Annotated in this window: 7 protein-coding genes; 3 read left to right on the top strand and 4 right to left on the bottom strand. The window is 75.7% G+C overall.

Translation table 11 applies throughout. The features are described 5' to 3' along the window. Positions 1–60 precede the first annotated feature (60 nt). Together ACFCLZ_RS03380 and ACFCLZ_RS03385 are read right to left on the bottom strand one after the other, a co-directional pair. The gene (locus ACFCLZ_RS03380) at positions 61–5,595 is read right to left on the bottom strand and encodes an amino acid adenylation domain-containing protein (protein WP_380283121.1); all 5,535 of its coding nucleotides are present in this window, start codon (positions 5,593–5,595) and stop codon (positions 61–63) included. 106 nt (positions 5,596–5,701) lie between these two features. Further along, positions 5,702–10,693: an amino acid adenylation domain-containing protein gene (locus ACFCLZ_RS03385; RefSeq protein WP_380283122.1), complete on the bottom strand. Its 4,992-nt coding sequence runs from the start codon at positions 10,691–10,693 to the stop codon at positions 5,702–5,704. Between the two features lie 384 nt (positions 10,694–11,077). Between ACFCLZ_RS03385 and ACFCLZ_RS03390 the strand changes: the two genes are divergently transcribed. Then, entirely contained in the window at positions 11,078–11,515 is a 438-nt protein-coding gene (locus ACFCLZ_RS03390) for a YchJ family protein (RefSeq protein WP_380283123.1), read from the top strand. Positions 11,516–11,534: 19 nt separating this feature from the next. Here the strand turns inward: ACFCLZ_RS03390 and ACFCLZ_RS03395 are convergent, their stop codons facing one another. After that, entirely contained in the window at positions 11,535–12,449 is a 915-nt protein-coding gene (locus tag ACFCLZ_RS03395; RefSeq protein WP_380283124.1) for a polysaccharide deacetylase family protein, read from the bottom strand. A gap of 206 nt (positions 12,450–12,655) precedes the next feature. Here ACFCLZ_RS03395 and ACFCLZ_RS03400 point away from each other — a divergent pair, with 206 nt between their 5' ends. Beyond that, positions 12,656–13,189 (top strand): GNAT family N-acetyltransferase, encoded by a 534-nt coding sequence (locus ACFCLZ_RS03400; protein WP_380283125.1) that lies wholly within the window; start codon positions 12,656–12,658, stop codon positions 13,187–13,189. Continuing rightward, on the top strand, positions 13,176–13,748 hold the full coding sequence (locus tag ACFCLZ_RS03405; RefSeq protein WP_380283126.1) for a 2'-5' RNA ligase family protein: 573 nt from the start codon (positions 13,176–13,178) through the stop codon (positions 13,746–13,748). The genes ACFCLZ_RS03400 and ACFCLZ_RS03405 overlap by 14 nt, the downstream gene beginning before the upstream one ends. Before the next feature lie 264 nt (positions 13,749–14,012). Here the strand turns inward: ACFCLZ_RS03405 and ACFCLZ_RS03410 are convergent, their stop codons facing one another. Next, positions 14,013–14,921 (bottom strand): carbohydrate kinase, encoded by a 909-nt coding sequence (locus tag ACFCLZ_RS03410; RefSeq protein WP_380283127.1) that lies wholly within the window; start codon positions 14,919–14,921, stop codon positions 14,013–14,015. Positions 14,922–14,976 lie beyond the last annotated feature (55 nt).

Genomic DNA, 14,976 nt, shown 5'->3' on the forward strand with positions numbered 1-14,976 from the left:
GGGACAGGACGGCGCCCCGCCCCCTCCGGAGAGGGGCGGGGCGCGTCCGTGCGGGTGGTGCTACCGGCGGCCGGTGGAGGCGTGCACCCGGTCGTCCGAGTCGTCGTCCTCGACCGGTTCGGGCGTACCGGCCGGGCGCGGCACCCGGACGGCGCCCGGGGCGCGGCGGCCCTTCCGGGCGGCCTCGGCGAGGGCGAGCTGCCGGTCGGCCTCGGCCTGGATGGCGTCCTTGTCGCCGATCTCGGCGTCCGGCAGCGCGTCGGGGAGGATGTCCTCCAGCAGGCGCAGCGGCCGGTAGGCGAGGCCGAGCAGGCCCCAGACGGCGAGCAGCAGGCCGACCAGCACGAGCAGCAGGCCGGCGCCGCGGCCCGGTCCGGTGCCGAGCACCAGGCCGACCGAGTCGGCGAGCGCGCCGCCGGGGCGCATCAGCGGCTCGAAGACGTGGTCGGAGAGCGGGCCGGCGGTGAGGAAGCCGAGCGGCATCATCGACATGGCGAGCATCTGGTTGGTCGCCAGGACGCGGCCCTGCAGCTCCATCCCCACCTTGGTCTGGATCAGCGACATCCAGTGCGAGTTGAGGATCATCATCGACGCCCAGAGCAGGAAGAGTCCGCAGGCGGTGAGCGCGGTCTCGGGGCGGCTGCCGGTGACGACGGCGGCGACGCCGACCACGGAGGTGAAGCCGATCATGCCGACGGAGCGGCGGCGGGTGCCGCCCCAGAGCCCCATGACCAGGGCGCCGACCATCGCGCCCAGGCCGCCGAGGGCGGTGATGACGCTGAGCTGGAAGGGCGTCCCGGTGGCGAGCACCATCGGGGTGATCAGCACGGTGGCGACGGCGAACAGGTAGTTGAACACCACGAAGAAGACCACCATCGCGACCAGGCTGTGCCGGCGCGCGATGTACCGCCAGCCGGTGACGACCTCCCGCCAGAGCGGCTCCTCCTGCTTGTCGAACATCGCGTTCGGGAAGCGGACCATCAGCAGGCAGGTGACGCCGATGAGGAAGGTGCCCATGTCGAAGAGCACGACACCGTGCAGGCCGACCAGGGAGACCAGGACGCCGCCCGCCAGGATGGCCATCATGTCGCCCGCGCCGGTGCCGAGCTGGGCGAGGCCGTTGGCCTGTCCGAGGTAGCGCTTGGGCACCAGCTGGGTGATCGCGGCGAGGTAGGCGGGCCGTTGGAAGGCTCCGCAGGTCGAGCCTATGCAGGCCACGATGTAGATGTGCCAGATCTCCAGGAGGTCGGCCCAGAGCAGCACGCCGAGGCTGAGCATGCCGGCGGCGGCCACGGTGTCCGTGGCGATCATGATCTTGCGCCGGTCGACCCGGTCGGCGAGCGCGCCGGCGACCGGCAGCAGCAGGACGGCCGGCAGCACCGCGATGAACGAGATCATCGCGAAGTCGAAGGCCGAGTTGGTCTGCTGGTAGACCCAGACGCCGAGGGCGAAGGTGGAGAGACTGGTCCCGATCATCGAGACGAACTGGCCGATCGCCACCTTGGCGAAGGTGCCCAGTTCGGCCCGGGCCGCCGGGCGCTTCTCCGCGACCTGGTCGGCGACCGTACCGGTGGCGGCGAACTCCGCCAGCACCCGGGCGAGCTCATCGGCCTGGTGCTTGAGGAAGTAGTGCCCGGCGCGCGGGACGACCGCGAGGTCGACCGTGTCGCCGAAGTGCTCCCACTCGGTGAACCGCTCCTCGTAGAGCAGGGTGGCGCGGTCCTTCTCGCCGACCACGCACAGGATCGGGGCCTCGAGCTTCTCCGGCCGCTCGTCCCCGTAGGCGCGGGTGTAGAAGTCCTCGGCCTGCCGCACGTCGTGGCGCAGCGCCCGGACCAGGAAGTCCTGTTCGGCCTGGTCGTAGACGTCGGTGAAGCCGCCCATGGCGCGCAGGTACTCGAGGTAGCCGCGGTTGGACAGCGCCCGGTCACCCGGCATCCGGCGGGCCATCCACTCGGCGAAGCGGCCGGGCAGCCGGGCGGCGGGGAAGGTGCCGCCGAGGGCGAGGCCGCGCAGGTCGACACCGGCCGCCTCCATCCGGGCGCCCAGGGCGGTGGCGAGCGCGCCGCCCAGGCAGTGGCCGTAGAGCAGCACCGGGCCGTCGACCTTCTCCAGCACCTGGGCGGTCAGCGTGTCGGCGAGCGCGTCGAGGTCGGCGAGCGCGTCGTCGGGGCGGCTCGGGTCGTGGCCGGGCAGCTCGACGGCGTACAGCCGGTGGCCGGCCGGCAGCGCGTCGGCGAGCGGCTGGAAGGTGATCGGGCTGCCGCCGCCGTAGGGGACGCAGACCACGTTGATCCCGGCCGGGGCGTTGCCGCGGGTGAGCTTGTGCAGCAGGGTGCGCGGGCCGTCGTCGGCGGTGCCGCCGGCCTTGGCGTCGATCAGCGCGGCGAGCTCGCGGACCGTGGGGTGCTGGAACAGGTCGATGACCGACAGCCCGTCACCGATCAGGCGCACGGCGCGCACGGCGGAGAAGGAGTCGCCGCCGAGCGCGAAGAAGTCGTCGGCCGCGCCGATCTCCTCGGCCTCCAGCACCTGGCGGTAGACCTCGGCCACCGCGTGCTCGGTGTCGGTGGTCAGCTCGCCGCCGCCGGAGACCGGCTGGGCGGCGACCGGCTCGGGCAGGGCGGCCCGGTCGACCTTGCCGTTGGCGTTCAGCGGCAGGGCGTCCAGGACGACCAGCGCGGCCGGGACCATGTAGTCGGGCAGCCGGGTGCGCAGCGCGGCGCGCAGCTCGCCCGGGTCGGGCGCGGCGGCCGGGTCGGCGGGCACCAGGTAGCCGACCAGGGAGCGGGCGGCGCCCTCGCCGCGGGCGACCACGACGGTCTCGCGCACCTCGGGGCGGGCGGTCAGCTCGGCCTCGACCTCGCCGATCTCGACCCGGAAGCCGCGGATCTTGACCTGCTGGTCGATCCGGCCGAGGAACTCGACGGCGCCGTCGGGCCGGCGGCGGACCAGGTCGCCGGTGCGGTAGGCGCGGTGGCCCCCGATCTCCAGGAAGCGCTCGGCGGTGAGGTCGTCGCGGCCGAGGTAGCCGCGGGCGACGCCGCCGCCGGAGACGTACAGCTCGCCGGGGACGCCGAGCGGGACGGGGCGCCGGCGGGCGTCCAGCAGGTGGGCGCGGACGTTGCCGAACGGCCGGCCGAGCGGCGCGGTGGCCGCGTCGCCGAGGTCCGCGGGCACCGGCATGCCGAGCATCGAGACGGTGGTCTCGGTGGGCCCGTAGTGGTTGTGCAGCGGCAGGTCGGGCCGGGCGGCGCGGATCCGGGCCACCAGGTCGGGCCGCAGCGCCTCGCCGGCGCAGATCAGCAGCCGGGCGGGGAGGATCGCGCCGAGGCCGGTGCCGTGCGCGGCCAGGCCCTCCAGGTGGCTGGGGACCAGCTTCATGGCGTCGATCCGGTGCTCGGCCGCGTAGGCGGCGAAGGCGTCCGGGTCGGTGGCCTGGTCGCGGGTCAGCAGGTGCAGGCAGCCGCCGCCGGTGAGCGCGCCGAACACGTTGGTGGTGCCCAGGTCGGCGGCGAAGGTGGAGACCAGCGCCCAGTTCCAGCCCTGCTGGTCGCCGCCGATCCGCTCGCGCAGGCCGTGCAGGTAGTTGCGGTAGTTGCGGTGCTCGACGGCGACGCCCTTGGGCGCGCCGGTGGAGCCGGAGGTGAAGACGAGGTAGCACAGGTGCTCGGGGCGGACGTCCGCCTCGGGTGCGTCGGCGCGCTCCTCGCCGTCCGGGACGACCACCGGGAGGTCGCCGGTGAGCCGGTCGCGCAGGTCGTCGGTGGTGACGACGGCGGCGGCCCCGGAGGCGTCGAGCAGGCCGTGGATGCGCCCGTCCGGGTAGACCGGGTCGAGCGGCAGGTAGGCGCCGCCGGCCTTGAGGATGCCGAGCATGCCGACCACCAGGGCGGCGGAGCGCTCGACCAGCAGGCCGACCGGGCGGTCCGGGCCGACGCCGTGCGCGCGCAGCCGGTGGGCCAGCGCGTTGGCGCGCCGGTCGAGTTCGGCGTAGCTGAGCACACCGTCGGCGCCGCGCACGGCGGGCGCGTCCGGGGTGCGGCGGGCCTGTTCCTCGACCAGGCCGTGCAGGGTGCCGCCGAGGTCCCAGCCGCGCAGGGTCTCGTCGTCCCAGCCGGTGAGCTGCCGCTGCTCGGACGGGGTGAGCAGGGGAAGGTCGGCGAGCGGGCGCTCGGGGCCGGCGGCCATCGCGTCGAGCACCGTGGTGAGGTGGCCGAAGACCCGGCGCACGGTGGCCTCGTCGTACAGCTCGGTGCGCCAGACGAGGTCGGCGGCGAGTTCGCCGCCGGTGTCGACGACGGCCACCGACAGGTCGAACTTGGCGGTGTCGGTGCCGATCGGCCGCCAGTGGACGGTGTGTCCGGGCAGCTCGGGGCGGGCCTCGGCCTGGTTGTGGACGTTGAGCAGGACCTGGAACAGCGGGGTGTGGGCGAGCTCGCGCTCCAGGCCGAGCGCGTCGATCAGCCGCTCGAACGGCAGGTCCTGGTGGCCGTAGGCGCCGAGGGTGGCGTCCTTGACGCGCTCCAGGAGCTCACGGACCGTCGGGTCGCCGGAGAGGTCGGTGCGCATCGCCAGGGTGTTGACGAAGCAGCCGACCAGCGGCTCGGTCTCGCTGCGGGTGCGCCCGGCGATCGGGGTGCCGACGGTGACGTCCTCGCTGCCGGTGTAGCGGCCGAGGACGGTCTGCAGGGCGGCCAGCAGCACCATGTAGACGGTGGTGCCGGTCTGTTCGGCGAGGGTGCGGATCCGGCGGCTGCGCTCGGCGCCGAGCTCGGAGGTGAACCGGGCGCCCGCGGTGCCGGCGACGGCGGGCCGCGGCCGGTCGGCGGGCACCGTGACGGTGGCGGCGGCGCCGCGCAGGCGCTCCTGCCACCAGGCCTGCTGGCGGTCGAGTTCGGCGGCGAGGTCGGTCAGCTGCCAGTGCGCGACGTCCGCGTACTGGAGGGGCAGCGGCCCGAACGCCGGGGCGGCGCCGGTGCGCCGGGCGCCGTAGGCGGTGGCGAGGTCGCCGAAGAGCACGCCGATCGACCAGCCGTCGGCCGCGATGTGGTGCAGCACCAGGCTGAGCACGGCGCCGTCGCCGGTGCGCAGCAGGGCGGCGCGCAGCGGCAGGTCGGCGGCGAGGTCGAAGGGGCGGCGGGCCTCGGTCTCCAGCCAGTCGTCGACCTCGTCGGCGGGGACGTCGGCGGTGGTGAGGGTGAACCGGTCGGCGGGCAGCGCCTCGGGGCGCACCTCGCCGTCGACCTCCGGGTAGACGGTGCGCAGCACCTCGTGCCGGGCGAGGACGTCGGTGAGGGCGGCGCCGAGGGCGGCCTCGTCGGGCTCGCCGTCGAGGTGCAGGGCGAGCGGGATGTGGTAGGCGGCGCTGTCCGGCTCGTACTGGGCGAGGAACCACATCCGGCGCTGGGCCGAGGAGAGCGGCGCCGGGGTGCCCTCGGGGCGCGGGGCTATGGTGCGGCGCTCGGCGGCGCCGCCGGCCGCGGCCGCGGCCTTGGCGGCCTTGGCCTTGGCGAGGCGGGCGCGCAGCAGTTCCTGCCGTCTGGCGGCCGGATCCGGTTCCGGGGCGGTCCCGGAGGTGGGCTGGTCGGTCATGCGGTCTCCCCCGTTCGAGCGCCGGTGTCGCCGGCGGCCGGGTGTGCGTTCATGGGTCCGGACTCTCCGGTGTTGCCGGTGGCTCCGGATTCGGTGCGGTGGGTCGTCACAGCGTGCTCCCGGCGGTCTCGTCGAGGCCGCCGAGGTCGTCGAGGTCGTCGATCTCCTCCAGCAGGCGCTCCTCGACGCGGCGGGCCAGGGCGGCCAGCGTGCGGTCCTCGAAGACCACGCGCAGTGGCAGTTCGGTTTCGAAGGTGTCCCGGATGCGCGCGAGCAGCCGGGTGGCGAGCAGCGAGTGGCCGCCCAGCGCGAAGAAGTCGTCGTGCCGGGAGACCCGTTCGACCTTGAGGACCTCGATCCACAGGTCGGCGAGCAGTTCCTCGCAGTCGCCCTCGGGCGGGGCGCCGGCGCCGCCGAGCTGCGGCACGGGCAGCGAGGCCCGGTCGACCTTGCCGGCCGGGGTCAGCGGCAGCGCGTCGAGCAGCACGAGGCCGGCGGGCACCATGTAGTCGGGCAGCCGCTCGACCAGGGCGGTGCGCAGCGCGTCCTCGGTGAGGCCGGGGGCGACGGCGTAGCCGGCCAGGGCCGGGCCGGCCGGGGTCTCGACCAGCCGGGCGGCGCCGGCGGTGACGCCGGGGACGGCGGTGATCGCGGCCTCGATCTCGCCGAGCTCGATGCGGAAGCCGCGGAGCTTGACCTGGGCGTCGACGCGCCCGTGGTACTCCAGGCGGCCGTCGGCGCGGCGGCAGGCGAGGTCGCCGGTGCGGTACATCGGCGCGCCGTCGGTGCGGCCGGGTTCGGCGGTGAACCGTTCGGCGGTCAGGTCGGGCCGGCCGTGGTAGCCGAGCGCGACGCCGGCGCCGGCGATGCAGAGTTCGCCGATGCCGTTGACCGGGACGGGCTGCCCGCAGGGGCCGAGCAGGTGCAGCCGGGTGTTGGCGATGGGCGCGCCGAGGGCCACCACGCCGCCGTGGGCGGCGAGTTCCGGGGTGACCTGCTGGACGGTGGACCAGACGGTGGTCTCGGTCGGGCCGTACAGGTTCCACAGCGTGCCGACCCGGCCGAGCAGGCCGCGGGCGAGGTCGGCGGTGAGCGCCTCGCCGCCGCACAGGGCGGTCAGCCCGGGGCGGCCGGCCCAGTCGGCCTCCAGCAGCATCCGCCAGGTGGCGGGGGTGGCCTGGACGTGGGTGACGCCCTGCTTGTCGAGCCAGGCGCCGAGCGCGGCCCCGTCGGTGGCGGTGGCGCGGTCGGCGATCTCCACCCGGGCACCGGTGACCAGCGGCAGCCACAGCTCCAGGCCGGCGATGTCGAAGGTGACGGTGGTGACGGCGGCCATCACGTCCCGCTCGGTGAGGCCGGGTTCGCGGCCCATCGAGGTCAGGAAGTTGACGATCGCGCGGTGCGGCACGGCGACGCCCTTGGGGCTGCCGGTGGAGCCGGAGGTGTACAGCAGGTAGGCCGGGTCCTCCGGGCCGACGGTGACGGCGGGCGCCACGGCGGGGGCGGCGGCCTGCTCGGGGCCGTCCACCAGGACGCTCTCCCGGCCCCGCAACAGTTCGTCGCCGGCGCTCGCGGTCTCGGCGACCAGCAGGGTGACGCCGGCGTCGTCGAGCACGCCCCGGTTGCGGGCGAGCGGCTGGTCGATGTCGACCGGCAGGTAGGCGGCGCCGCTGCGCAGCACGCCGAGCAGGGCGACGGGCAGCAGCCGGCCGCGCCGGACGGCGACGGCGACCAGGCTGCCGGGGCCCGCGCCGCGGGCGGCCAGCAGGTGCGCCAGCCGGTCGGCGGCGGCGTCGAGTTCGGCGTAGCCGAGGGTGCCGTCGGCGGCGGACACGGCGGGCGCGTCCGGGGTGCGGGCGGCCTGGGCGGCGACCAGCTCGTGCAGCCGGAGGTCGGGGACCGGCACCTCGGTGCGGTTGGCGGGGTCGTCGGCGGCCCCTTGCCCGTACACGCCGTCGGCGGCGGAGAGCATGACCAGCTCGGCGAGTGGGCGGTCGGGCTCGGCGACGGCGGCGGCGAGCAGCGCGACCAGGTGGTCGAGCGCGGCGCGCACGGACCGCTCCTCGTAGCGGGAGGTGCGGTACTCGGCGGACAGCAGCGGGCCGTCGGCCGGGAACTCCAGGAACAGCGAGAGGTCGGTCTTGGCGGTGCTGTTGCACACCTCCGCGACGAACGTCAGGTTCAGTCCGGGCAGTTCGACGCCGGCCACCGGGTGGTTCTGGACGGCGAGCAGCACCTGCGAGATCGGCGAGGAGGTGACGCCGGGCGAGCCGCCGTAGCGCCGGGCGTGGTCGACGAAGGGGTGGCCGCTGTGATCGGCGGCCTCCAGGACGGTCGGGCGGACCCGGGCGACCAGCTCGCGGAAGGTGTCGGCACCGGACACGTCGAAGCGCAGCGCGACGGTGTTGATCAGCGAGCCGATCACGGTCTCCAGCTCGGGCACCGGGCGGACGGCGAAGGGGCTGAGCACGGCGACGTCGGTGCGGCCCGTGTAGCGGTGCAGCACCCCGCCGAGCGCGGCGAGCACCACCATGTAGAGGCTGGCGCCCTCCTCGGTGGCCCACTTCCCGACGCCGTCGACGAACCCGCTGTCCAGTCGACGGGCGATCCGGCGGCCGGCGACGTCCTGCGGGTTGGGGTGCGAGCGGTCGCCGGGCAGGTTCTGGTCGCCCTCGACGCCGCGCAGCCGCTCGGCCCAGCGCTCGGCGCCCTCGCGGCCGGCCTCGACGTCGCGCAGCTCCCAGCGGGCGACGTCCGACAGCTGGATCGCGGGCTCGGGCAGTTCGCCGTCCCGCAGGGCCCGGGCGGCCTCGGCGAGCAGCAGTCCGGCGGCCCAGCCGTCCGCCGCGGCGTGGTGCACGGTGAGCAGCAGTTCGTGCCGGTCCGCACCGACCCGCACGGCGAGGACCCGCAGCAGTCGGCCGCCGGCGAGGTCGAGCGGGCGGGCGGCCTCGGCGCGCAGCGCGGCGTCGAGGGTCACCTCGTCGGGCGCCTGCCCGTCGGGGCCGGTGAGGTCGAGCAGCGGCACCTCGACCGGGTACGGCGGGCGGACGTCGGCGACGGCGTCGTCGTTCTCGCTCGGGTTCGGGTCGCCGTACAGGGCGGTGCGCAGTGACTCGTGGCGGCGGACGACCTCGGTGAGCGCGCGGCCGAGGGCCTCGCGGTCGAGGGCGCCCTCCGCGCGGATCCGCACCGGCACGTTGTAGAGCGGGCTGTCGGGCTGCACGGCTTCGTGCAGCCACAGTTCGCGCTGGAACTCGGTGGCGCGGGCGGGCAGGTCGGCCTCCCGCTTCGGGGGCTCCACGGAGGCCCGGCCGCCACCGCCGTTGGCGACCCGGACGGCGAGGGAGGCGACGGTCGGGGAGGCGAAGAACTCGGCGAGCGGCACCCGGGTGCCGAACTCGCGCTCGACGCGGGCCAGCAGGCCGGCGGCGAGCAGCGAGTGGCCGCCGAGGTCGAGGAAGACGTCGTGGACGCCGACCTCGGGAACGCCGAGCAGGCCCTGCCAGAGTTCGGCGATCCGGGTCTCGACGGGGGTGCGGGGGGCGACGAACAGCTCGTGCCCGGCGCGGCTGCGGGCGACCGGGGGCAGCGCCTTGCGGTCGGTCTTGCCGTTCGGGGTGAGCGGCATCCGCTCCAGGACGGCGACGGCCAGCGGCACCATGTAGCCGGGCAGGGCGGCGGCGCAGTGGGCGCGCAGCTCGGCGGGCGCGGGCTCGGCGGCGCCGGGGGCGGGCTGGACGAAGGCGGCCAGGTAGTCGCCGGCCTCGTCGCGCTGGACGACCGCGGCGGCGGACTCGACGGCGGGGTGGGTGGCGAGCACGGCCTCGATCTCGCCGAGCTCGACGCGGAAGCCGCGGACCTTCACCTGGTGGTCGACGCGCCCGTGGTACTCCAGGTCGCCGTCGGGCAGGCGGCGGACCAGGTCGCCGGTGCGGTAGCAGCGCAGGCCGTCGACGTGGACGAAGCGCTCCTCGGTGAGGTCGGGGCGGCCGTGGTAGCCGCGGGCCAGGCCCTCGCCGGAGAGGTAGAGCTCGCCGATGCCGCCGTCGGGCACGGGTATCCGGTGCTCGTCGAGGACGTGGCCGAGGGTGCCGTCGAGCGGGCGGCCGATGACCGGCTCGCCGGCCTCGTCGCGGGCGACCAGCGACCAGGTGGAGTAGACGGTGTCCTCGGTGGGCCCGTAGAGGTTGTAGAGGCGCTCGACCCGGGGCTGGGCGTGGACCTTGTCGGCCAGGTGGCGGGGCAGGGCCTCGCCGGCCAGGTTGACCACGCGCACGGTGCCCGGCAGACCCCCGCCGCCGGGAAGGCCGTCGCCGCGCAGCAGCGCCGCCATGGCGCTGGGCACGGTGTTGACCAGGGTGACCTCGTCCCGGGCGGGCAGCTCGGGCAGGGCCAGGACGTTCTCCGCGACGATGATCGTGCCGCCGACGGAGAGCGGGAGGAACAGCTCGTACACCGAGATGTCGAAGCACACGGAGGTGCCGAACAGCACGCCGGCGAGGTCGGCGGCGGTGTAGGTGGCGGCGGCCCAGCGGAGCATGGCGTTGACGCCGCGCTGGGTGACCGAGACGCCCTTGGGGCGGCCGGTGGAGCCGGAGGTGTAGAGCACGTAGGCGAGCGCGTCGGTGGCGACGTCGCCCGTGGTGGGGCGCTCGGCGGCCGGGTCGAGCGGAGCGGCGGGGCTCTCGCCGTCGACGTACAGGAGGGTGGCGCCGGCACCGTTCAGCAGGTGCTCGTGGGCGCGGTCGGTGACCACGACGGGGGCCTGCGCGTCGCCGACGACCAGTTCGAGGCGGTCGCGCGGGTACGCCGGGTCGAGCGGTACGTACGCGCCGCCGGCCCGCAGCACCGCCAGCAGGCCGACCACCAGGTCGGCCGTTCGCGGTAGGCAGACTCCGACCAGCGTCTCGGCCCGGACGCCGGCGGCGGCCAGTCGGCCCGCCATCGCGTCGGCCTCGGCGTCCAGGTCGCGGTAGGTCAACCGGCGCGTGCCGTCGATCACGGCGGTGGCGTCCGGAGTCCGTCTGACCTGCGCGGCTACCAGAGCGGCCAGCGGGGCGGCCGGATCCAGCGGGGGAAGTCCCGTCGAACTCATCACATTCTCCCGAGGGTGCTGCTGCATCGACTTGTGGTCGGCGAGAAATGGGCGGTGTGCCCTGGGAGATGGTGGGGTAAAGATCTACGAATCACCAGCACATTTCCGTCACTCGTTCGATATGCCGGAAAGATCACCTCCGGCACACCCGTCGGCGGTGCGCAAGTGTGACGGTTCGTTGGCGATTTCGTACACATTGCCAGGCGCCTTGGCAGGGGCAGCGCGGGCCGCTACGTTCTCTTTCGACACTCCGTCAGCTAGGCCCCAACCTGCCCTGACGAGGGTGCAACCGGATTTCCGCCCTCCGAATTGTCCGAGGACCGTCAATTTCAGGCCATTCGGCCGGGTCCGCGGACGACTCCGGCGAGGCGCCAGAATGGACCCATGTCCCGACGCCGTTCCGCCGCCCGCGCCACCGCCCCCGCGCCGCGCCTGCTGCCCTCCTCGCCCTGTCCCTGCGGCCTGCCCGCCAGCTACGCCGAGTGCTGCGGCCGGCTGCACCGCGGCCAGGCCGCCGCGACCACCGCGGAGGCGCTGATGCGCTCGCGCTACAGCGCCTTCGCCGCCCGCGACGAGGCCTACCTGCTGCGCACCTGGCACCCGGACACCCGGCCGGACACCGTCGACTTCGACCCGGGGCTGCGCTGGCTGCGGCTGGAGGTGCTCTCCGGCACCGAGGGCGGGCCGTTCCACGCCGAGGGCACGGTGGCCTTCCGCGCCCACTACGCGGAGGGACGGGAGGAGGGCGTCCTCACCGAGCACAGCCGGTTCGTCCGGCACGAGGGCGACTGGGTGTACCTGGACGCCCTCTCGCTCGACTGAACCCGCCGCCCCGCCGCCGCTACAGGTAGTCGTCCAGCCGGGCCAGCGCGAAGCCCTGCGCGGTCACCTCGTCGACCACCTTGCGCAGCAGATCGGGCATGGTGCCCGGCCACAGGTCGGGGCCGCGGAAGTGGGTGAGGATGATGTCGCCCGGGTGGAGCCGCTGGTCCTCGTAGCGGTACTCCATGCGGTCCGGGAACGCCTCCTCGTTCCACAGCGGCACCGCCTCGACGCCGCAGGAGCCGGCGGCCCGCAGGGTGTCCTCGTTGTACTCCCCGTACGGCGGGCGGAACAGCCGCGGGCGGACGCCGATCTGCTCCTCCAGCTGGTCCTGCTGGCGGCAGATCTCCTCGCGCTGGGTGCCGTAGCCGAGCACCTTGAGGTTGCGGTGGTTGATGGTGTGGTTGTTCACCGCGTCGCCCTGGGCGGCGAGGTTGCGGAAGTAGCCGTAGTCGGAGCGGGCCAGGTAGTCCGCGACGAAGGTGGACAGCGGGACGCCCAGCTCGGCGGCCATCCGGCCGAACTCCGGGTCCTTCTCGGCGCCGTCGTCCACGGTCAGGAAGACGATCCGCTCGTCGGTGGGCACCCGGTAGACCACCGGCGGCAGCCCGTTCGCGAGCTTCACGCCCTGGGCGGCGACCAGCTCGGGGCGGCTCGCCGGGGGCGGCGGGGCGGGCAGCGGCGGCCGCGCCAGCCCCCACCGCGCCGCCGTCTCCAGCACCGCCCGGGCGGCCTGCGCCTTGCGGGCCGCGGCCTCGCCGCTGGTCTCCTCCTCCGCCCGGGCCGGCCCCGGCAGCACCAGCGGCGCCGCCGGCGGGCGGGGCGCGCCGCGGTCCGCCACCGCGCTCGCCCCGGTCCGCGCCGCCGCCGCCGACGGCACCGCCCCGCCCCCGCCCGTCCCGCCGCACCCCGCGACGGCGGCCGCCAGGCACACCGCCGCGAGCAGCCCGTTCCGTCCCCGCCGACGCCGACGCCCCGCCAACCCCCCACCAGTACGACTATCTGATGGTCTGTCCATAGAGCCACTGCTCCCCCGCCACGCCGACCGGCCAATCCCCCCGTCACCCACCCGGCCCACCGGGGCCGAGGGTGATCGAAAACGGCTCGCGACGGGAGCGGCGAGCGACCGATAATGCGCGCATGACGACCAGCACGCAGCACCGTACGACCGAGCTCTGGGCGATCGGGCCCGCCGATGTCGGGTCCGGGGAGTCCCTGGCGCTGCTGCGGGACTACTACAGCGACGTCGCCAACAGCTACTACCGGCTGCACCTCGGGCGGGAGGGGACGCCGCAGGAGATCGAGACCGGGCTCGCCGACTCGCCCAGCGACGACCTCGCACCGCCCACCGGGGTCTTCCTGCTCGGGCGGTACGCCGGGGAGCCCGCCGCCTGCGCCGGACTGCGGATAGTCGACGCCGCCACCGTCGAGCTGACCCGGGTCTACGTCCGCCCGGAGCGGCGCGGCACCGGCGGCGGCGCCCGGCTGATGGCCGCGATCGACGAGGCGGCGCGGGCGCTCGGCGCCGGGCGGATCGTCCTGGACACCCGGCTCGACCTGGTGGAGGCCCGCGCGCTGTACGCCCGGTGCGGCTACCGGGAGATCCCCGCCTACACCGAGCGGCCGTACGCCGAGGTCTGGTACGCCAAGGACCTCGTCCGTGCGGACCGTTGAACTGCTCTGCGACCCGCCGCTCGACCGCGCCGTGCGCGCGCTCTGGCAGCGGCTCGCCGACGGCGGGGTGGACAGCCTCGCCAACAACCCGCACCCCGGCCACCGTCCGCACCTCACCCTGGCCGCCTGCGCCCGGCTGCCCGACGGCGCCGAGGAACGGCTGGACGAACTCCTCGCCGACGCCCTGCCGCTGACCGTCCGGCTGACCGGCCTGCTCTCCTTCGCCGCCCGCAGCCGGCGCCGGGTGCTCAGCTGGTCGGTCGTCCCGACGGTCGGGCTGATGCGGCTGCACCAGCGCGTCTGGGAGGTCCTGGAGCCCGCCGAGGAGCCCGACCCCCACTACCTCCCCGGCCGCTGGTCCCCCCACCTCGGCCTCACCCGCCGCCTCACCCCGGAGGGCGTCACCCTCGCCCACGCCCTCCTCGGCCGCCACCCCGACCTCACCGGCGCCTTCGACGCCGCCCGCAGCTTCGACTCCGAGGCCCAGCGGGCCCGACCCCTCGGCAGCCCGGAAGGGGCCGCCCAGCGCCGGTCCTTCCGCGAGAACCCCGCGAGGTGACGGGGCGGGCGACAACGAGGAGGCGGCGCTCCGGCCGCTGACCCGGGCCTCGGTGGCGCGGCACCCGGAGGTCGGCGACGGATCCTCAGCACCGTGGCGCTGCACGGCGGCACCACGGCCGAGCTGCGGCGGCCGACCACCGGGCAGGCGGGACGGCGGCACCCGTGACCCGGTGCTGCGCACCTTCCTCGACGTGCGGCACGCCGAGGACGCGCCGACCGGGGAGTCCGGCGCCCTGGCCGCACCGGCCGGCGACGCCCGCGGTCAAGACACCTGGCCGCGCAGGGCCGCGGTGAGTTCGGCGGTGTCGGGCGGGGTGGCGCCGGGGCGGGTGACGGTCAGGGTCGCGGCGGCGGTGGCGCGGACGAGGGCGGTGGCGAGGTCGGCGCCGGTGCGGCGGGCGTGCAGGAGGGCGGCCGTGAAGGCGTCGCCGGCGCCGACGGTGTCGGCGACCCGGACCGGGCGGGCCGCCGCCTCGGCGCGGCGGCCGTCGGCGGTGAGCGCGAAGGCGCCGGCGGGGCCGCGGGTGACCGCGACGGTGGCCGGGCCGAGGCCGAGCCAGTGCCGGGCGGCCTCCTCCGGGGTGCGGTCGGGGTAGAGCCAGGCGAGGTCCTCGTCGCTGGCCTTGACCAGGTCGCTGAGCGCCACGCAGCGCTCGACCCGGCGGACGGCCTCGGCGTGCCCGCCCATCAGCGCGGGCCGCACGTTCGGGTCGTAGCTGACGGCGGCCCGGGCGCGCCAGCGCTCGACGAGCTCCAGCACGGCCGCCGCGCCGGGCGCGGTGACGGCCGCGATCGAGCCGATGTGCAGGTGCCCCGGCGGGACGGGGAGTTCGACCGCCGGGAGGGTCCAGCCGATGTCGAAGGTGTACCGCGCCCGGCCCTCGGCGTCCAGCCGCACCACCGCCGAGGGGGTGCGCGGGCCGCCGTCGCCGTCCACGGCGGACGGCTCGCGCAGCAGGGCGACGCCGGCCGACTCCAGGTGGGCGCGGATCAGCCGGCCGTACGGATCGTCGGCGAGCTCGGTGAGCAGCGCGACCGGCTCCCCCAGCCGGGCCAGCCCGTACGCGACGTTGGCCGGGCTGCCGCCCGGGTGGACGGTGTCGGGCGCGCCGTCGGTGCGGACGACGTCGGCGACGCACTCGCCGATCACCACGAAGTACGGGCTGGTCACGGGCTCGCTCCTGCCGGTCCGGTGGGCCGGCGGGGCTGCGGGCGGCCGGCACGGC

The sequence above is a fragment of the Kitasatospora purpeofusca genome (assembly GCF_042691725.1).
Taxonomy (GTDB): domain Bacteria; phylum Actinomycetota; class Actinomycetes; order Streptomycetales; family Streptomycetaceae; genus Kitasatospora; species Kitasatospora purpeofusca_B.